Source organism: Rhodococcus sp. B7740 (assembly GCF_000954115.1).
Lineage (GTDB): Bacteria > Actinomycetota > Actinomycetes > Mycobacteriales > Mycobacteriaceae > Rhodococcoides.
Genome location: NZ_CP010797.1, coordinates 201592 through 220274 on the forward strand (window position 1 = coordinate 201592; position 18683 = coordinate 220274).

Genomic DNA, 18683 nt, shown 5'->3' on the forward strand with positions numbered 1-18683 from the left:
TCGGTCAGGGCGTCGGCGCGCTGAGCAGAACGTCCATCAACTGCTTCTCGACCGCCGCGAACTGCGGCGTCGTGACGATCTCGAGCCCGCGTGGACGGGGCAGCGCCACCTCGATCTGCCGTCGAACGTGTGCCGGTCTGGGGGAGAGGACGATCACGCGATCGGAGAGATAGACCGCTTCGCGGATGTCGTGCGTGATCATCAGGACCGTCCACCGAAACTCCGACCAGACCTGCTGCAACCAGGCCTGCATATCGCTTCGAGTCAACGAGTCCAGTGCCCCGAAGGGTTCGTCGAGCAGTAGTACCGATCGTCCCTGCACCACCGTGCGCAGCAGCGCCGCCCGCTGGCGCATGCCGCCGGAGAGTTCGGATGGTCTGGCCGACTCGTACCCGTCCAAGCCGAACACCGGGAACAGCTCGCGTGCCCGCGCCCGCGCCTCCTTCTTGGCAACGCCCTGCACTTCGAGCCCGAGGGTGGTGTTGTCCAGCACCGAACGCCACGGAAACAGGAGATCCTTCTGCGGCATGTAGGCGCACGGCGGTACTCGAACCGAGCCGGAGTCGGGCTTGTCGAGTCCGGCCAGCATGTTGAACACCGTGCTCTTACCGGAACCGCTCGGGCCGATGATCGACAGGAACTCGCCGGGGCCAGCACTGAACGACACACCGTCGAGTACGGGCTTGTCGCCGAATGATTTGGTGAGATCGCGAACGTCGATGCAGGTGTCGGGGTCAGACATGAAGACCAACCGACCCGTGGCGCGCCCAAGGCGCAACGAACCGCTCCACCAGGAAGGTGGAGACGAACAGGACCACGCTGATCACGGCCGTCACGGCAACCGCGGCGAGAACCAGATCGGTACGAAACGAGTTCTTCTGTTGACTCATGTAGATGCCGAGCCCGGCACTGGCCCCGGCATATTCGGCAAAGATCGCGCCGACCACGGCGTAGGTGATTCCGATGCGCAGGGAGGTGAAGAACCGGGGTAGCGCCGACGGTAGCCGCACGTATCGAAAATGTTGCCAGCGCGAGGCACCCATGCTGGCCAGCAGCGATCGCGCGTCTCGATCGGCCGCCGCGAAACCCTCGATGAGTCCGATGGCCATCGGGAAGAACGTCGCCAAGGCGATCACCAGGATCTTCGGAAGCAGCCCGAAGCCGAACCAGATGATCAACAGTGGCGCGATCGCGATGATCGGAAGCGTCTGCGATACGACGAAGAGGGGAACGAACGCGCGACGCAGCCACGGCGAGAAGTCCACCGCGATGGCCAGCAACCAGGCCAGGGACAAGGAGACCGCGAACCCGACGAGGGTCACCTGCAGGGTTGCCGCTGCGTTCTCGGCGATCGCATCGCGTTGCGCCCAACCCTGGACCACCACGCGACCGGGGGACGGCAGCACCTGCGGGCGGATGCCACTGATCTCGACGTAGATCTGCCAGGCGGCGATGATCAGAACGACGACGGTCAGCGCCGGCCACGCCCAACGCAGCGAGGCTCGGATACCGCTGAGCGAGAAGGAACCTCGATCAGCGGCCACCGTCTCATCGATCGCCGAGGTAGTCATTGGTGAAGTAGGTCGACCAATCCGGCTCCGCGGTCAGAGGCGCGCCGTTCTGATCGGCCAGCACGCCACTGTCGTACAGGAACTTGGAGTACGCCGTCCACTTGTCGATACTCTGTCGTCCTACTTCGCCGGACGAGTCCTTCATGTACTTCGCCGCGAGCATCTTCTGGCTCTCGAAGACCAGCGATTCGTCGGTGAACGTTCCCGGATTGGCGTCGATCAGATCCTGTGCGGCCTTGTCCGGATCGTCGGCGGCGAGTTGGTAGCCGCGCTGAAGAGCCTGGACGAACTTCTCGGCCTGGTCCGGGTGGGCTGCGAGCCAGGGCTCGTTGCCGCTGATCGTGATGGCGTAGGCGTCGGGAAAGCCGTAGTCGGTGTAGTCGAAGTACTTCATCGGGGTTCCGCTGTGCTCGGCTTCGATGCCTTCCCACGCGAAATAGGAGACGGTGAAGTCCGCGGTCCCCGAATACACCGCCTCGTACGCCGAGGTTCCCAGGACGACGGTCTCGTATTCGCCTGTGCCACCGTCGTTCTCGATGACCTGCTGGAGTCCGGCTTGCTCACCGGATTCGCCGAAGCCGGCGTAGACCTTGCCGTCGAGTGCCTTCGGGCTCGGTATGTCGTCTCGATCTGCGCGGACTCCGATGCCGGTCGCCCAATGTTGGAGCGGCGCGAGGACCGAGACGATCTGCGCGCCCGCCGAGGTGGCGAACACACCGGAACTCTGTGTACTGATACCGAATTCGGCGTTTCCGGCATCGACGAGAGTGTCCGCTGCGGTGCTGTTGTACGGCAGAATCTCCACGTCCAGGCCGGCGTCGGCGAAGTAGCCTTCCTGTATGGCCACGTAGAGACCGGTGTGGTTGGTGTTCGGCGTCCAGTCCAACGCGAATCGAATGGTGTCGGAGTCCGTCGACTGCGAGCAGCCCACCAGTCCGGTCGTGGCAACGACGGCCGCCGCCAACGCGGCGAGGATCCGAGCGGTTCTCATGCGTGCACCGCACTCTGGCCCAGCGGCCACGGAGTGGGATGCAAAGCGCTGTCCCAGAACATCAATTCGTACCTCGATGCCACGACGAAGGCGTCGATCATCTGCTCTCGCTGTACCGGAGTCGCGGCAGCCGCCGCGTCGTCCACGAATGTCCTTGCGGCGTCGACGATCGCATGGAATTCGGGTGCGTCGTACGCGGCTACCCACCGCGCGTACGGGTGGTCGGGATCGCGATCGAGAACCGCTCTCGCGGCACCGGCGAGTGAGCGGCCCACGTCGGCGTAGATCCAGAAGCACGGCAGAACAGCCGCTGCTGCAACAGGATACGGTTCGGTTGCCGCAATCGCGGTGAGGTAGGAGGTGTAACCGAGGCATGCCGGTGAAGCCTGGGGTGTGCAGGTCGACGCGGGCAGCGCTCCACCGGTCAGCATCTCTTCGTGCGAGGCGGCCTCGTCCATCGCGCTGGCGGCGGCGCTCGCCCAGAACGCTCCGGCGATCGGGTTCGGTGCGTGTGCTGCCAGTAGTGACAGCGACTTGACGTACCCACCGAGATAGAGCGAATCCTGCTCGAGATACCGACGGAACGCATCGAGCGGAAGTGTTCCGGCTCCGAGAAGCCGGAGAAACTCGAGGTCGTCGATCGCGCGTCGGATGTTCTCGGACGCATCCCACAGTAGATCGGTGAAGCGGACCGGGTCCGCAGATACAACAGGCGTCATCGCCTTGACATCCCTTCGTCAGCATTACCTGCATCAGGTTCGGCGGGTTTGATCTCAGCATCCGCATCGGCGGACACACCCCGTGTCAGAACGAAAGCGACAGTAACACCGCTCACCCGGTGGCGCTGGTGCCGCCCCTGCATCTGCGGTCCGGCGTCAGCCCAGCATGTCCTCGAGTTCCATGCCCTTGGTCTCCCTGATCTTGGCCTTGACGAAGAAGAACGAGAGCGCGGCGAACAGAGCGAATCCTGCGTAGATCGCCCACAGCCCCACGGACGACGTCAGCGGCGGGAAGGCAAGCGTGACAGCGAAGTTGGCCATCCAGTTGGCTGCGGTGCCGATGCCGAGCGCCATGGCACGCATGCGGTTGGGGAACATCTCACCGAGCATGACCCACATGATCGGTCCCCATGTGGAGGCGAAGAAGATGACGAACAGATTGGCCCCGACCAACGCGATCGCACCCCACGGAGCGGGCAACGTGACGTCGTCGCCGCTGCCGGTCGCCTGCGAGAATGCCACCGACGCCATGACGAGCCCGACGAACATGCCGATCGAACCCCCCATCAGCAGTTTGCGCCTACCGATTCGGTCCACGAACAGGATCGCCACGAACGTCATGACCACGTTGATCACAGCGGTGATCACGGAGGTGGTGAACGATTGATCCTCGGAGAAGCCGACCGAACGCCACAGCGTCGTCGAGTAGTAGAAGATCGCATTGATGCCGACCAGCTGTTGCAGCACGGCCATCGTGATGCCCACCCAGACGATGGGTTGCAGGCCGAACTTCGGCCCGCGAATATCGGCGAACGACGAGCGTGACTCCTTGCGCAGCGTCAGCCTGATCTCGTGGACGCGCTCGTCCGGGTGCAGCTCACCGGTGATCTCGGCGAGTACGCGGGCCGCTTCCTCGTCGAGATGCTGACCGACGAGGTAACGCGGAGACTCCGGGATCAGGGTTGCCAGCAACCCGTACACGAGAGCGGGAATCACGCCGACCAGGAACATCCAGCGCCATGCCTCGATGCCGAACCACAGGTCGTTGGACGCGCCGTCGGCGGCACCGGCGAGAAGAGCGTCGGACAGCAGAGCAGCGAAAATGCCGATGGTGATGGCCAATTGCTGAAGCGAGGCCAAGGAACCGCGCCATTTGGCGGGAGCGATCTCGGCGATGTACGCCGGTGCGATCACCGAGGCGATGCCGATTCCGAGTCCGCCGAGCACTCGCCAGAGCATCAGGTCGGGGACGCTGAACGCCAATCCCGAGCCGATCGAGGAAACGACGAACAGGGCCGAGCCCAGCAGCATGACCTTCTTGCGTCCCCAACGATCTGCGAGGCTGCCGGCGAACCAGGCACCCACTGCGCACCCGATGAGGGCGATTGCCACCACGAAGCCGGTGGTGAACGAGCCGAGGAGGAAATGATCTTCGATCGAGTCGACAGCGCCGTTGATGACCGAGCTGTCGAAGCCGAACAGGAACCCGCCCACAGCAGCGGCGATGCTGACGCCGATGACCTTCGCTGTGTGGCGGTCCGAGGTCTGATTCATGTGTGATGCACCTTCCGGCCGCGCGCACGGGCGTCGGCCGCTGGGGAGACCGTACGGCAGGGATTGTCGTACCGTCCCCGGACATTACGCCTGGTAATTTGCCGCGCGAACGAGACCGTCAGCGAAGGTCGAAATCCTCGTTCGAGACGGTGAAACCGTGGCCGACCTGATCGGAGCACGTGACCCCGGTCTTCTCGTCGACGCTGCACTGCAGGCCGTTGGTGGAACCACTTCCGGGGACGGTGAGAACTTCGCCGTACGGCAAGGCCGTCGCAGGCCCGTCGAAACGGTGGAACTTGGGATCGCCGAGGCTCTCGAACTTCGCCGGGGACCCGGCGATCAGCTGTACGGCATTCGGTTTCACCGCCGTCCCCGACGCTCCGCTGCCGGGAACCTCGGGTGCCGAATCGGGGAGTGATCCGTGGCATCCGGCGATCGAGGATTCGAGGACGGCGATACCGCACTCGAATTTTCCGCTGGGGCTCGAGAAGTAGTACCAACCGGGTGCCTTGCCTGCGTAGTCCTGCGGCTTTGCCTGGGCTGCAGCAGGACTCGTCGGCGCCACCGTGGTGGACGTCGGCGTGGCGATCGATGTGGTGGACGGTGATGCCGACGTGGCAGAGGGCACGGAGGGAGCCGTGGCGACCGGGGTGGGGCGGTCGGTGATCACGGTTGCCATCGGACCGTCGCCTTCACCGCTCGCACCGCACCCTCCGAGCATGCATGCTCCGACGACTGCCACTGCGACACATCCGATTCTCTTCATCGCCGGTTCCTTCGCTCGCGGGCGTCGACGCTGTGAGTAACGTCGCCGAGGGGACGGTTGATGTTGGTACGTTGGGCAACGACCGAACGGGAGGTTCCATGGTCACCGCGTCCGACTCCGCTGCGTCCGATTCGACCGTGCTCGTGAGCACGCCCTACGGCGAGGTTCTCGGCTATCCGGTCGATGCCGATACGTCGCCGATCGTTGCCTGGCGGGGTATTCCCTACGCGACGCCTCCGGTGGGCAAGCTCCGGTTCCGCGCGCCGCGACCGTTGCAGCCCTGGGCGGGAGTGCTCGACGGCCTCGAGTTCGGTGCGATGGCTCCGCAGGGCCGCGACAGTCCGGTGCCGATCGATCCGTCGCTGTCGATTTCCGAGGACTGTCTCACGCTCAACGTCTGGGCTCCCCGTCCCGAGGCAGAACTGCGGCCGGTGCTGGTCTGGATCCACGGCGGCGCCTACTCGCTCGGATCGTCGGCACAGCGGGTGTACGACGGGAGGAACCTCAGCGAGAACGGCGATGTGGTGGTGGTGACCATCAACTTTCGTCTCGGTGCGTTCGGGTTCCTCGACCTGTCGTCGTTCTCCACCGACGAGCACACCTTCGAGACCAATCTGGGACTGCGAGATCAGATTGCCGCACTGCAGTGGGTCCGCGAGTGCATCTCGGCGTTCGGCGGCGATCCCGATCAGGTGACGGTGTTCGGCGAATCCTCCGGGGGAGCGTCGGTCACCACGTTGATGACCTCGCCGAAGGCCGAGGGTCTGTTCCAGAGAGCGATCGTGCAGAGCGCGCCTGCGACCTCGGTGTACGGCCCCGAACGCGGAGCCGCGGTGGCCTCGAGGTTCCTGGAGTTGGTAGGCGTCGAGCCGGCGGACATCGGTGAACTCTTGGACATGCATTTCACGAGGCTGGTCACCGCCGGTGACACACTCTGCTACGAGATCCCGACGACAGTGCCTGGGACACTTGGTCTTTCGCCGGTCGTCGACGGAGATATCGTTCCGCGCTATCCCGTGGCTGCCTTCCAAAAGGGGCTCTCGCACAAGATCCCGTTGATCATCGGCACCAACCACGACGAGCCCTCGATCTTTCGATTCATGAAGTCTCCGTTGATGCCGATCACCTCCGACACGGTCTCCGAGATGTTCCGCGCCATCGCTCACGACCACGCGGATCTGCCTGCTTATCGAGTGGCCGAGATCATGGCGGCATACCCGGACCGAGACAAACCGGCCGGGGCACAAGCCATATCGCGCGACGCGGGATTCCTCATGCCGAGCGTGTGGATCGCCGACGGGCACAGCAGGCACTCGCCGACATGGATGTACCGATTCGATCATGCGACACCGATGCTCAAGGCCGCACGAGTGGGAGCCGGCCACGCGACCGAACTGCCGTACGTCTTCGGCAATTTCGGAACGCTCAACCGAGACCCCACCTTCTGGCTCGGTGGCCGAAAGCCGGCAATGGCGGTGTCTGCGCGGATGCAGAGACGCTGGCTCGCTTTCGCGCGGTACGGCGTCCCCGCTGCGTTGGATGCGTCCAAGCATTGGGCTCCGTACACCGAGAAGACGCGCTGGACGCTGGTGATCGATGCATCCGACACTCTCGTCGACGACCCCGACGGCGACATGCGCGCTGCGTGGGGCGACCGCGTTCTGGGATTCAGCTGACACGTCGCCCGTGCGTTGTGTCGCACGGACGTTGCTGACATGAATCGAACGTAACAGCAACAACACGGGTCGCTCGAGTCACAGCGGTAACAATTGGATGTCAGCACGCTGTCGGTGGGGGCGGTTATGTTCGGTGTGTGTTGATGTCGAGGATCGTCGAAACCTCCCGTGCCGTGGCAGCGACGCGCTCGCGCAAGGTCAAGATCGAGCAGCTGAGCGCGCTCCTGGCCGAAGCGGCAGCCGGTGACATCGAGCCTGCTGTCTCGTGGCTCTCGGGGAGTTGCCGCAGGGTCGGATAGGTGTCGGCTGGCGCACGCTGGCCGATCTCGACGTCGCGGCTGCCGCGGATTCGACACTGACGGTTGCCGAGGTGGACGAGGCGATATCGTCGGTCGCGGCGACGTCGGGGGCCGGTTCTGCTGCTCGCCGGGTCGCGCTGCTGACGGCCCTGTTCTCCCGGAGCACAGCCGAGGAGCGTCGGTTTCTGATCCGGCTCGTCACCGGTGAGCTGCGTCAGGGCGCGCTCGAAGGGATCATGGTCGACGCTGTCGCCGCCGCGACGAATCTGCCGCAGGCCTCGGTGCGTCGCGCATTCATGCTCTCGGGGAGGTTGCCTGCCACTGCGATCGCTGCCATCACCGGTGGCGTCGAAGCGCTGGACGCATTTCGGCTCGAGGTGGGTCGCCCGGTCCGGCCGATGCTGGCCTCGCCCGCGGAGTCTCTGCGGGGCGCATGGGAACAGCTCTCCGGCGATGTCACCGTCGAATACAAGCTCGACGGCGCGCGAATTCAGGTGCACCGCTCCGGAACCGACGTGAGCGTCTACACGCGCACTCTGCGCGACATCACTGCGAGTGTGCCCGAGCTGGTGGATCTGGTTCTCGCGCTGCCGTGCGACTCCGTGGTCCTGGACGGTGAGACCCTCGCGCTCGAAGACAGCGGCCGCCCGCGACCGTTCCAGGAAACGATGAGTCGGTTCGGTGCCGAGAGTGCACACGAGCTACTGCTGCAGCCCTACTTCTTCGACTGCCTGCACCTCGACGGTGTCGACCTGCTCGATGCCCCGTTGGAGCAGCGTCTGGCTGCACTGGACCGGGTGGCACCGGGACACCGAATTCCCAGTGTCGTCAGGCCCGACGCGGACGCGGCAGCAGCCCATTTCGACGCGGCACTCGACGCCGGGCACGAAGGGATCATGCTCAAAGCGCTCGGTGCTCCGTACGCCGCAGGCCGCCGCGGAAAGAGCTGGCAGAAGGTCAAACCCGAGCACACCCTCGACCTCGTCGTGCTAGGAGCCGAGTGGGGATACGGGCGTCGCACCGGTTACCTGTCCAATCTGCACCTCGGAGCTCGCGATCCCGACGGCGGTGACCCGATCATGGTCGGTAAGACCTTCAAAGGCCTGACCGACGTTCTGTTGCAATGGCAGACCGACGAATTCCCGAAACACGAGCGCGAGCGTGACGAGCACACCGTGTACCTGCGACCCGAGCTGATCGTCGAAATCGAACTCGACGGCGTGCAGGTCAGCCCACGCTATCCGGGCGGTGTTGCACTGCGATTCGCGCGAGTACTCCGGTATCGACCCGACAAGAACCTTGCCACCGCGGACTCCATCGACGCCGTGCGTGCACTGCTTCCGCACTCGTGAACAGTTCGGACGATTAATACGTACGAAACCGCACGAACGATCCCGTAACACGGCGCAAAATATCTTGAGGGTGCAAGCCAGCGAGAGATGGAGTGCCAATGATGTCCACAGTTCGAGCTGCTCTGGTCCAAAGCAAGTGGACCGGTGACAAAGAATCGATGATCGCGGCGCACGAGGGGTTTGCTCGGTCCGCCGCCGAGCAGGGCGCGAAAGTCGTTTGTTTCCAAGAACTTTTCTACGGTCCGTACTTCTGTCAATTGCAGGATGCGAAATTCTACGAGTACGCAGAATCGGTACCCGGGCCGACCGTCGACCGTTTCGCCGCATTGGCGAAGGAACTCGGCATCGTGATGATTCTGCCCGTCTACGAGCAGGAACAACCCGGACTTCTGTACAACACCGCTGCCGTCGTCGATGCGGACGGCACCTATCTCGGCAAGTATCGGAAACACCACATTCCCCACGTGAACGGATTCTGGGAGAAGTTCTACTTTCGCCCGGGAAACCTGGGGTGGCCGGTGTTCGACACCGCGGTCGGCCGAATCGGTGTGTACATCTGCTACGACAGGCACTTTCCCGAGGGTTGGCGGGCGTTGGGCCTCGCCGGTGCCGAGATCGTCTTCAATCCCTCGGCAACCTCGCGGGGCCTGTCGAACTACCTGTGGAAGCTCGAACAGCCCGCATCCGCCGTCGCGAACGAGTACTACGTCGGCGCGATCAATCGAGTCGGAATCGAATCCGAATACGGTGACGACGACTTCTACGGAACCAGTTACTTCGTGGACCCCGAAGGCAAATTCGTCGGCGAGGTGGCGTCGGATTCCGAATCCGAAATAATCGTGCGTGACCTGGACATGGATTTGATCAAGGTGGTCCGCGACCGGTGGGCCTTCTATCGTGACCGTAGACCCGACGCGTACGGCCCGTTGGTGCAACCCTGATGGCCACCACCTTCGTGCACGGCGGGACGGTGGTATCCACCACCGGCGCACAGGAATTGGATGTGCTCATCGACGGCGAGAGCATCGTCGCGGTACTGGCACCCGGATCGGTCTCCCTGGCCGCGGACCTGAAGACCTCGGCGGACGTGGTCGTCGACGCGACCGGAAAATACGTGATCCCGGGTGGGGTCGACGGGCACACTCACATGGAGATGCCCTTCGGCGGTACGTTCGCCTCCGACACCTTCGAAACCGGAACGCGCGCAGCGGCGTGGGGTGGCACGACGACGATCGTGGACTTCGCGATTCAGACTCCCGGTCAGCGCGTCCAGGACACTCTGGCGCAATGGCACGAGAAGGCCGCGGGGCAGTGTGCCGTCGACTACGGATTCCATCAGATCATCGGCGACGTGACCGACGATTCCTTGAAAGCCATGAGCGAGTTGGTATCCGAGGGCGTCACCAGTTTCAAACTCTTCATGGCCTACCCGGGTGTGTTCTACTCCGACGACGGCAAGATCCTGCGCGCCATGCAGTCCGCCGCCGAAACGGGTGCACTGCTGATGATGCATGCGGAGAACGGCATCGCGATCGATGTTCTCGTTGCTCAGTCGATCGCCCGTGGAGACACGGCCCCGTACTTCCACGGCACGTCACGGCCGTGGCAGCTCGAGGAGGAGGCGACGCATCGAGCGATAATGTTGGCCGACGTCACCGGTGCACCGCTCTACGTCGTACACGTCTCTGCCAAGCAGGCCCTGGAACAGATCGCGCAGGCCCGGGGCAACGGACAGAACGTCTTTGCCGAGACATGTCCGCAGTACCTGTATCTGTCGCTCGAGGAACAGCTCGGCGCTCCGGGCTTCGAGGGTGCCAAGTGGGTCTGCTCGACGCCGTTGCGGTCGCGAGCGGAGGGGCATCAGGACGAGTTGTGGCGATACCTGCGCACCGGAGACGTGTCGACCGTCAGTACCGATCACTGCCCCTTCTGCATGAAGGATCAGAAGGAGATGGGTATCGGTGATTTCTCGAAGATTCCCAACGGGATCGGCTCGGTGGAACACCGCATCGATCTGATGTTCCAGGGTGTCAAGAGCGGCAAGATCACGCTCGAGAAGTGGGTCGACGTCTGCTGCACCACCCCGGCCAGGATGTTCGGGATGTATCCGAGGAAAGGCGTCATCACCCCCGGTGCCGACGCGGACATCGTGATCTACGACCCGAACGGACACACCAGCATCGGCGTCGAGAAGACCCACCACATGAACATGGACTACTCGGCGTACGAGGGTTTCGAGATCGACGGCCATGTCGACACCGTGATCTCGCGTGGCCGGATCATCGTCGACGGTGGATCCTATTCCGGCACTGCGGGACACGGCCGATTCGTCCGGCGCGACCTGTCGCAGAATCTGATCTGAGCCATGGACATCGGGGTAGTGCTCCAGTGCAATCCGCCGGCGTCCCGTGTGGTCGACCTGGCCAGACAGGCGGAGACACATGGCTTCTCGCACGTGTGGACGTTCGATTCGCATCTGCTGTGGCAGGAACCGTACGTCATCTACAGCCAGATTCTGGCCGCGACGAGGCGGGTGACCGTCGGTCCGATGGTCACCAATCCCGCCACCCGCGACTGGACGGTGACGGCATCGACGTTCGCGACGCTCAACGACATGTTCGGCAATCGGACCGTCTGCGGCATCGGCCGAGGTGATTCGGCCGTCCGCGCCCTCGGCGGGAAGCCGACAACCCTTGCCACGCTGCGGGAATCGATCGAGGTGATCCGTAGCTTGGCCAATGGGCGAAGTGCCCGGATCGGGGAGACGACAGTGCAGTTTCCGTGGGCGGAGCGGTCCCGACTCGAGGTGTGGGTAGCGGCGTACGGCCCCAAAGCCCTCGAGCTCACCGGACAGGTGGCGGACGGGTTCATTCTGCAGCTGGCCGATCCCGACATCGCAGCGTGGACGATCGGCCGGGTCCGCGCTGCGGCCGAGCAAGCGGGTCGCGATCCGGATTCGATCTCGATCTGCGTCGCCGCTCCCGCCTACGTCACCGACGGTACCGACGCAGGGCTCGAACACGCCCGAGATCAGTGTCGTTGGTTCGGCGGGATGGTGGGCAATCACGTCGCCGATATCGTCTCGCGGTACGGCGGCGACGGCAGCGGTGTTCCACAGGCACTCACCGACTACATCGCGGCGCGTGAAGGGTACGACTACAACGAGCACGGCCGCGCAGGCAATTCGCACGCAGAGTTCGTTCCGGACGAGGTGATCGACAGGTTCTGTCTGCTCGGCTCCCCGGCCGATCACATCGCGAAGCTGAAAGATCTCGAGGCTCTCGGTGTCGATCAGTTCTCGGTGTACCTGCAACACGATGCCAAGGCAGCGACGCTGGAAGCGTACGGGGAGAGCATAATTCCGCAGATCCGCCCGAGCGTGACGGCGACGTCGTGACGGGTGTTCTCGATCAGGCCTCGGTGGTGACGCCTGCTCCCGCCGGTGCGCATCGAGGAGCGCGGCGTCCGTTGATGGCAGTGGGGGCCGTCGGCGTGCTGCTGGTGTTCTGGGAGTCGGTGAAAGTGCTCGTCCCCGACAACGGGGTGAGTATCGCCGGCGTGCGGGTGCTGCCCCGCACCGACGACGGAGCGCTACCGCACGTGTGGTCGGTGTTGGCAGCGCTGACCGAGCCGGAGGTGAACGTCGCGGGGGCTCGCAGTGTCGGTGCGGCGATCGTGTCCAGTGGCCTGTTCACATTCGGGCTCGCGGTACTCGGGTTCGCGCTGGGGACGGTGGTCGGGCTGGTGCTGGCGGTGGCGATGCAACGATTCGTGTGGGTCGAGCGCTCCGTGCTGCCGTATGTGATCGTCTCGCAGACGGTTCCACTGATCGCGTTGGCACCGCTCGTCGCAGGTTGGGGCGGAAAGATCGCAATCGGCGGTTACGCCTGGCAGCCGTGGATGAGCATCACCGTCATCGCGTCGTATCTTGCGTTCTTCCCGGTGGCGGTGGGGATGCTGCGCGGCCTGCGTGCACCCGATCGGGCAGCGTTGGACCTGATGCACAGTTACGCGTCCGGATGGTGGACCACACTTGTTCGACTACGCCTACCCGCCTCGGTGCCTCATCTGATTCCGGCGCTGCGTCTGGCCGCGGCCGCTGCCGTGATCGGTGCCGTGGTCGCCGAGATCTCCACCGGAACGACCGGCGGTATCGGCAGGCAGATCATCGTGTTCTCGCAGCAGGCAACAGGAGACGCATCCCGCCTTTACGCAGCCGTTCTCGGCGCAGCGGTGCTCGGACTGGTGGTGACCGGGTTGGTGTCACTGCTCGACATCGCACTGGGTCGGTACGCCGGTCGCTCGCCGGGTCGAAAGGATCGGTCATGACCGAGCATGCGGTACTCGTCGAGGGCGTCGGAAAGACGTTCGACGGGGGAGTGACTGCGTTGGAGGGCGTATCGCTCGCGATCGCCCCCGGCGAATTCGTCTCGCTGATCGGGCCCTCGGGGTGCGGTAAGTCGACGTTGCTCCGTATCGTTGCCGATCTCGAGCAACCCACGTCCGGTACTGCCTCGGTGTTCGGTCTGACTGCTCGCCGAGCCCGCGTCGATCAGAAGTACGGCATCGCCTTTCAGCAGGCCGGGCTGCTCGAGTGGCGCACAGTGCAATCCAACGTCGCATTGCCGCTCGAACTCCACAAGGTTCCCAAGAAGGAACGCGCAGAACGGGTTCGCGAACTACTGGACCTCGTCGGACTCACCGATTTCGCCGACAAGTTTCCCAGCCAGCTGTCCGGTGGGATGCAGCAACGAGTGGCGATCGCGCGGGCGCTGGCCCGAACGCCGGGACTGCTGCTGATGGACGAACCGTTCGGTGCCCTGGACGAGATGACCCGCGAGAAGATGCAGAACGACCTACTGCGCATCGCCGAGGAGTCGAGCGCAGCAGTGGTGTTCGTGACCCACTCGATTCCCGAAGCGGTCTACCTGTCCGATCGGGTGGTGGTGATGTCCGCTCGGCCGGGGCGGATCGTCGACACACTCACGATCGACAGATTCGGCACGAACGACGATCCGCGCGAATCGGCGGAGTTCTTCTCGTCCATCACCGCGGTTCGGGATGCACTGCACGGCCGTTCGGTTCGAAGTGCGGATCTGCGATGAAGCTCTGGCTGCCACCGGTGGTGTTCGGGGCGGCGGCGCTCGCACTGTGGCAGTTGCTCACGGTCGTCGCGGGGGTTCCGTCGTTCCTGCTGCCGTCGCCGAGCGCCATCGCCGAGCAATTCGTGCGAAACCTCGGAAACATCGGATCGGCAAGTCTGGCAACGGGAACCAACGCTCTCGTGGGGTTGATCGCAGGCTCGGTCCTCGGTCTCCTGGCAGCAATGGCAGCAGTTCGCCTGCGGATCGTCGACGAACTGCTCACCCCGTTGGCAGCAGGTGCCGCAGCCGTTCCCATCGTCGCTCTCGCGCCGGTGTTCAACTCGATGTTCTCCTCGACCACCGATCTACCGCGCCGCCTCGTGGTCACCATCGTCGTGTTCTTCCCGGTCTTCGTCAGTGCGGCGAAGGGACTGCGTCAGGTCTCGGCCGTGCACCACGACCTCATGACGTCGTATGCCGTCGGTGGTTGGCAGTTCACCCGAATCGTCCGCCTCCCGTCCGCCGTTCCACACATCTTCACCGGGTTGCGGGTTGCCGCTCCCAATGCTGTCATTGCTGCCATCATCTGCGAGTACTTCGGCGGACTGCAGAACGGTTTGGGGTCGCGGATCACCTCCGCCGCGGCGAACACGGCCTACCCCCGGGCATGGGCCTACGTGATGGGTGCCATCGCAGTCGGTTTGCTCTTCTTTCTGGTTGTTCTGCTGCTCGAGAAGCTCGTGTCCCGGCGTCGTACCTAGGAGATGAACGTGAAGATCACCCGAACCCCCCGATCTCTTCTCGCCGCCGCGATGGCGCTTGCAGTGGTTGCCTCGGCGTGCAGTACCACCACGACAGACACCGACACCGGTGCAGACGGAGACACCACGATCAAGCTGCAACTGCAGTGGTTCAAGCAGGGCCAGTTCGCCGGCTACCTCGCCGCCGTCGATCAGGGTTTCTATGCTGAACAGGGGTTGGACGTCGAAATCCTGGACGGTGGAACGGATATCGTCCCGCAAACCGTGCTTGCCCAGGGGCAGGCCGACTACGCCATCGCGTGGGTACCGAAGGCGCTCGCATCCCGCGAGGCCGGAGCCGGCATCACCGACGTGGCCCAGATCTATCAGAAGTCGGGCACCCTGCAGGTCTCGTTCGAGAATCAGAACATCGCCTCACCCGCGGACCTCCGAGGCAAGACCGTCGGAAACTGGGGCTACGGAAACGAGTTCGAATTGTTCGCCGGAATGACGAAAGCGGGAGTGAGCCCGGCGGACGTGACGCTGGTGCAGCAGCAGTTCGACATGAACGGCCTGTTGTCCGGTGATATCGCTGCAGCCCAGGCGATGTCGTACAACGAGTACGCTCAGTTGCTCGAGACCGTGAACCCGGCAACCGGAGCTCTCTACACCGCAGACGATTTCACAACGCTGAACTGGAACGACGACGGCGTCGCGATGCTGCAGGACGCGATCTGGGCCAACACCGACAAGCTCTCGGACGAGGCCTACCAGGAGCAGACCGTCAAATTCCTGGCGGCATCGTTGAAGGGCTGGATCTTCTGCCGCGACAACGTCGAAACGTGCCGCGACATCACCGTCGCTGCAGGCTCCACACTCGGCGCGAGTCACCAGCTCTGGCAGGTCAACGAGGTCAACAAACTGATCTGGCCGTCCGCGGAGGGCATCGGCATGATCGACGAGGCGGCCTGGCAGCAGACCGTCGACATCGCCAAGAGCACCGAGAATGCCGAAGGATCGACGGTGCTGACCGCCGATCCCGATGCCGAGGCGTACACCAACGAGTACGTCACGCAGGCGCTCGATTTGTTGAAGGCCGACGGAGTGGACGTCACCGGAGAGTCGTACGCTCCGATGGAGGTCACACTGGAGGAAGGCGGCAAGTAGATGGATCACGTGTTCTACTCCTGGGCGGCGCAGGCCGAACTGAACCCGACCACCGTCGAGGGAGCGGAGGGGTCGTGGTTCTGGGACGACAAGGGCAACCGGTACCTCGACTTCTCGTCGCAGTTGGTCAACGTCAATCTCGGTCATCAACACCCCGACGTGGTCGCCGCCATCGTCGAACAGGCTCAGGTTCTGACGACCATCTCCCCGACCGTGGCCAACAACAAGCGCAGTGAACTCGCCACGTTGATCGCCGAACGTGCGCCGGGTGATCTGAACCGAGTGTTCTTCACGACCGGTGGGGCGGAAGCCGTCGAGCATGCGGTGCGGTTGGCGCGACAGCACACCGGGCGTACGAAGATGCTTGCCGCGTATCGCTCGTACCACGGTGGAACCGGAGTTGCGATCGGTCTCACGGGCGAGCCGCGGCGATGGGGCACCGAGCCGACCAACGTCGACGTCGTACGTTTCTTCGGGCCGTACCCGTACCGCTCACCCTGGGGCACAACGACTCCCGAGGACGAGACGGCCGCAGCACTGGCACACCTCGAGCAGGTCATCGTGCTCGAAGGTGCGCAGAACATCGCCGGACTGATCCTCGAATCGGTCATCGGCACCAACGGTGTGCTGATCCCGCCGCCCGGCTATCTGGCCGGCGTTCGAGCGCTGTGCGACAAGTATGGGATCGTCTACATCGCCGACGAGGTCATGGTCGGGTTCGGGCGCATCGGCGAATGGTTCGCCTGCCAGGCCTGGGATGTGACACCGGATCTCATCACGTTCGCCAAAGGCGTCAACTCCGGATACGTGCCCCTCGGCGGGGTCGTGATCTCGGAGAAGATCGCCTCGCAGTTCGACCACAAGCCGTACCCGGGCGGCTTGACCTACTCCGGTCACGTGCTCGGGTGCGCCGCGGGCGTGGCTTCCATCGGAGTGTTCGAGCGCGACAAGATCCTTCCTCACGTGCGTCACGTCGGCGAGGACGTACTCGGTGCGGGCCTGTCCAAGCTGGCCGAATCGCATCCGAGTGTGGGCGAGGTACGCGGCAAGGGATTCTTCTGGGCCGTCGAACTGGTCAAGGACGGAACGACCCGAGAGCCACTGGTTGCCTTCGCGGCGTCGGGCAAGGACGCGGCGGCAATGGGCACGGTGACCGCCGCGGCGAAGTCACGTGGACTGTGGCCGTTCGTCGCAGGCAATCGCCTCCAGATCGCCCCGCCGCTGACGACGTCCGAGGACGAGATTCGTCAAGGACTGGAAATCCTCGACGAGGTGCTGACGGTGGCGGACGGATTCACTGTCGACGGGTGATCACAGCACGGCACCGGGGTTGAGGATGCCCGCCGGATCGAGAGCGGTCTTGATTCGGCGGGTCAGTTCCATGACGTCCTCACCGACCTGATCGGGTAGCCACGCCTTCTTGAGGCGACCGACACCGTGTTCGCCGGTGATGGTGCCGCCCAACGAGATTGCCAGATCCATGATCGCGCCGAATGCGATGTTGGCGCGCCGTGTCATGTCGGCGTCCTCGGGGTCGAAGACGATCAGCGGGTGAGTGTTGCCGTCACCGGCGTGGGCGATGACCGCCACCAGCACGTCGTATTTCCTGGACAGCTCGGCGATTCCGTCGACGAGGGCCGGAAGTGCGGGCAGCGGAACCCCGACGTCCTCGAGGAGCAGGCTGCCGAGTCGCTCGACAGCGGGAATGGCGAACCGCCGCGCGGCAGCGAAGGCCTCGCCCTCGTCGGGGTCGTCGGTGGTGAACACATCCGAGGCACCGGCCTCGGTGCACGCGGCCGCCATGATCTCGATCTCGCGGCCTCGGTCGGCGCCGGGGGAGTCGGACCGAGCAATGAGCATCGCCGCCGCCTCGCGATCGAGCCCCATGTTCATGGCATCTTCGACGGCACCGATGGATGCGCGGTCCATGAACTCGAGCATCGACGGGCGCAGTTTCCGGGTGATGGCCAAAATTGCGGCGGTTGCGTCGTGCACCGACGCGAACGAGGCGACCACCGTACTGGCGGGAGGTTGCGCCGGAATCAATCGAAGAGTGATCTCGGTGATGATGCCCAGCGTTCCCTCGGAGCCGACGAACAGCTTCGCAAGGGACAGACCCGCAACGTCTTTCAGTCGTGGCCCGCCGAGCCGGACGGCGGTACCGTCGGCCAGGACGACCTCGAGACCGAGAACGTAATCGGTGGTCACGCCGTACTTCACACAGCACAGTCCGCCCGCGTTGGTGGCCGCATTGCCTCCGATGGAACACATCTCGAACGAAGACGGATCCGGTGGGTACCAGAGGCCGTGTTCGGCGACGGCCTTCTTGACCTCCGCGTTGAGCAGTCCGGGTTGTACGACGGCGATGCGGGTCACCGGATCGACGGTGATCTCTCGCATCAACTCGGTGGTGAGCACGATTCCGCCGTCCACGGCGGTGGCTCCACCGGACAGACCCGACCCCGCGCCGCGTGGGACGACCGCCACGTTGTGCTCGGTGGCCCACCGCATGACGGCACGAACGTCCTCGGTGGACTGTGCGCGCACGACGGCAAGAGGGGTGCCCGCGTCGGGATCCTTCGCCCAGTCGCGTCGGTAGCCCTCGGTGATGTCCGGGTCGGTCACCACCGAGCCGGGCGAAAGAAGGGATTCGAGCTCGCTCAGGCGGGCATCTGCATCGGTCGTCACCGACATCTCGGTCTCCTCACTTCGAAAATGTGACCGTCGACACTCGAGTCTGTCACGGCCTCGCGTGAGGCGGAGT

General features: G+C 64.2%; 16 protein-coding genes, 1 pseudogene and 1 riboswitch. Of the genes and pseudogenes, 10 read left to right on the forward strand and 7 right to left on the reverse strand.

The genetic code is table 11. The features are described from left to right. Nucleotides 1-4: 4 nt before the first annotated feature. The 6 genes from NY08_RS00890 to NY08_RS26360 all read right to left on the reverse strand — a co-directional run bounded on the left by NY08_RS00890 (nucleotide 5) and on the right by NY08_RS26360 (nucleotide 5601). A complete protein-coding gene (locus NY08_RS00890) occupies nucleotides 5-742 on the reverse strand; it encodes an ABC transporter ATP-binding protein (protein WP_045194386.1) in 738 nt (245 codons plus the stop codon). Then, a complete protein-coding gene (locus NY08_RS00895; protein WP_200893157.1) occupies nucleotides 735-1571 on the reverse strand; it encodes an ABC transporter permease in 837 nt (278 codons plus the stop codon). The genes NY08_RS00890 and NY08_RS00895 overlap by 8 nt, the downstream gene beginning before the upstream one ends. Then, nucleotides 1549-2562, reverse strand: coding sequence for an ABC transporter substrate-binding protein (locus tag NY08_RS00900; RefSeq protein ID WP_045194388.1), 1014 nt, complete (start codon nucleotides 2560-2562; stop codon nucleotides 1549-1551). Before NY08_RS00900 ends, NY08_RS00895 begins: the two co-directional genes overlap by 23 nt. Then, nucleotides 2559-3281: a TenA family protein gene (locus NY08_RS00905; protein WP_045194391.1), complete on the reverse strand. Its 723-nt coding sequence runs from the start codon at nucleotides 3279-3281 to the stop codon at nucleotides 2559-2561. Before NY08_RS00905 ends, NY08_RS00900 begins: the two co-directional genes overlap by 4 nt. Further along, nucleotides 3275-3374, reverse strand: a riboswitch (TPP riboswitch). (Overlaps the previous gene by 7 nt.) Nucleotides 3375-3437: 63 nt before the next feature. Next, nucleotides 3438-4835 carry a sugar porter family MFS transporter gene (locus NY08_RS00910; protein WP_032393467.1) on the reverse strand — a complete coding sequence of 466 codons (1398 nt, stop codon included), beginning with the start codon at nucleotides 4833-4835 and terminating at the stop codon, nucleotides 3438-3440. Between the two features lie 118 nt (nucleotides 4836-4953). Further along, nucleotides 4954-5601, reverse strand: coding sequence for a hypothetical protein (locus NY08_RS26360; protein ID WP_045194396.1), 648 nt, complete (start codon nucleotides 5599-5601; stop codon nucleotides 4954-4956). Nucleotides 5602-5699: 98 nt separating this feature from the next. On the opposite strand from NY08_RS26360, the gene NY08_RS00920 reads away from it, so the two are divergent. The 10 genes and pseudogenes from NY08_RS00920 (at nucleotide 5700) to NY08_RS00965 (ending at nucleotide 17230) form a co-directional block, all read left to right on the forward strand. After that, on the forward strand, nucleotides 5700-7277 hold the full coding sequence (locus tag NY08_RS00920; protein ID WP_032393469.1) for a carboxylesterase/lipase family protein: 1578 nt from the start codon (nucleotides 5700-5702) through the stop codon (nucleotides 7275-7277). Nucleotides 7278-7414: 137 nt separating this feature from the next. Next, nucleotides 7415-8928, forward strand: a pseudogene (locus tag NY08_RS00925) (ATP-dependent DNA ligase). A gap of 101 nt (nucleotides 8929-9029) precedes the next feature. Further along, nucleotides 9030-9869 (forward strand): nitrilase-related carbon-nitrogen hydrolase, encoded by an 840-nt coding sequence (locus NY08_RS00930; protein WP_197914655.1) that lies wholly within the window; start codon nucleotides 9030-9032, stop codon nucleotides 9867-9869. Continuing rightward, nucleotides 9869-11290 (forward strand): dihydropyrimidinase, encoded by a 1422-nt coding sequence (hydA, locus tag NY08_RS00935; protein ID WP_045194399.1) that lies wholly within the window; start codon nucleotides 9869-9871, stop codon nucleotides 11288-11290. Before NY08_RS00930 ends, hydA begins: the two co-directional genes overlap by 1 nt. Nucleotides 11291-11293: 3 nt before the next feature. Further along, nucleotides 11294-12325: a TIGR03842 family LLM class F420-dependent oxidoreductase gene (locus tag NY08_RS00940; RefSeq protein ID WP_032393473.1), complete on the forward strand. Its 1032-nt coding sequence runs from the start codon at nucleotides 11294-11296 to the stop codon at nucleotides 12323-12325. Then, nucleotides 12322-13257 (forward strand): ABC transporter permease, encoded by a 936-nt coding sequence (locus NY08_RS00945; RefSeq protein ID WP_032393474.1) that lies wholly within the window; start codon nucleotides 12322-12324, stop codon nucleotides 13255-13257. Before NY08_RS00940 ends, NY08_RS00945 begins: the two co-directional genes overlap by 4 nt. Beyond that, nucleotides 13254-14033, forward strand: a complete 780-nt coding sequence (locus NY08_RS00950) for an ABC transporter ATP-binding protein (RefSeq protein WP_045194401.1) — start codon at nucleotides 13254-13256, stop codon at nucleotides 14031-14033. The genes NY08_RS00945 and NY08_RS00950 overlap by 4 nt, the downstream gene beginning before the upstream one ends. Further along, entirely contained in the window at nucleotides 14030-14773 is a 744-nt protein-coding gene (locus tag NY08_RS00955) for an ABC transporter permease (protein ID WP_045194405.1), read from the forward strand. The genes NY08_RS00950 and NY08_RS00955 overlap by 4 nt, the downstream gene beginning before the upstream one ends. A 3-nt stretch (nucleotides 14774-14776) precedes the next feature. After that, on the forward strand, nucleotides 14777-15919 hold the full coding sequence (locus tag NY08_RS00960) for an ABC transporter substrate-binding protein (RefSeq protein ID WP_045194406.1): 1143 nt from the start codon (nucleotides 14777-14779) through the stop codon (nucleotides 15917-15919). Next, a complete protein-coding gene (locus NY08_RS00965; protein WP_045194408.1) occupies nucleotides 15920-17230 on the forward strand; it encodes an aspartate aminotransferase family protein in 1311 nt (436 codons plus the stop codon). It begins immediately after the preceding gene. On the opposite strand, the gene NY08_RS00970 is transcribed toward NY08_RS00965, so the two are convergent. Next, complete coding sequence (locus NY08_RS00970; protein ID WP_045194410.1) at nucleotides 17231-18613, reverse strand: FAD-binding oxidoreductase; 1383 nt, start codon at nucleotides 18611-18613, stop codon at nucleotides 17231-17233. Between the last annotated feature and the right edge of the window lie 70 nt (nucleotides 18614-18683).

Excerpts from the sequence above, each read along its gene's own strand:
- NY08_RS00890 (WP_045194386.1), bottom strand. The coding sequence starts at position 742 with ATGTCTGACCCCGACACCTGCATCGACGTTCGCGATCTCACCAAATCA.
- NY08_RS00895 (WP_200893157.1), bottom strand. The coding sequence starts at position 1,571 with ATGACTACCTCGGCGATCGATGAGACGGTGGCCGCTGATCGAGGTTCC.
- NY08_RS00900 (WP_045194388.1), bottom strand. The coding sequence starts at position 2,562 with ATGAGAACCGCTCGGATCCTCGCCGCGTTGGCGGCGGCCGTCGTTGCC.
- NY08_RS00905 (WP_045194391.1), bottom strand. The coding sequence starts at position 3,281 with ATGACGCCTGTTGTATCTGCGGACCCGGTCCGCTTCACCGATCTACTG.
- NY08_RS00910 (WP_032393467.1), bottom strand. The coding sequence starts at position 4,835 with ATGAATCAGACCTCGGACCGCCACACAGCGAAGGTCATCGGCGTCAGC.
- NY08_RS26360 (WP_045194396.1), bottom strand. The coding sequence starts at position 5,601 with ATGAAGAGAATCGGATGTGTCGCAGTGGCAGTCGTCGGAGCATGCATG.
- NY08_RS00920 (WP_032393469.1), top strand. The coding sequence starts at position 5,700 with ATGGTCACCGCGTCCGACTCCGCTGCGTCCGATTCGACCGTGCTCGTG.
- NY08_RS00930 (WP_197914655.1), top strand. The coding sequence starts at position 9,030 with ATGTCCACAGTTCGAGCTGCTCTGGTCCAAAGCAAGTGGACCGGTGAC.
- hydA (WP_045194399.1), top strand. The coding sequence starts at position 9,869 with ATGGCCACCACCTTCGTGCACGGCGGGACGGTGGTATCCACCACCGGC.
- NY08_RS00940 (WP_032393473.1), top strand. The coding sequence starts at position 11,294 with ATGGACATCGGGGTAGTGCTCCAGTGCAATCCGCCGGCGTCCCGTGTG.
- NY08_RS00950 (WP_045194401.1), top strand. The coding sequence starts at position 13,254 with ATGACCGAGCATGCGGTACTCGTCGAGGGCGTCGGAAAGACGTTCGAC.
- NY08_RS00955 (WP_045194405.1), top strand. The coding sequence starts at position 14,030 with ATGAAGCTCTGGCTGCCACCGGTGGTGTTCGGGGCGGCGGCGCTCGCA.
- NY08_RS00960 (WP_045194406.1), top strand. The coding sequence starts at position 14,777 with ATGAACGTGAAGATCACCCGAACCCCCCGATCTCTTCTCGCCGCCGCG.
- NY08_RS00965 (WP_045194408.1), top strand. The coding sequence starts at position 15,920 with ATGGATCACGTGTTCTACTCCTGGGCGGCGCAGGCCGAACTGAACCCG.
- NY08_RS00970 (WP_045194410.1), bottom strand. The coding sequence starts at position 18,613 with ATGTCGGTGACGACCGATGCAGATGCCCGCCTGAGCGAGCTCGAATCC.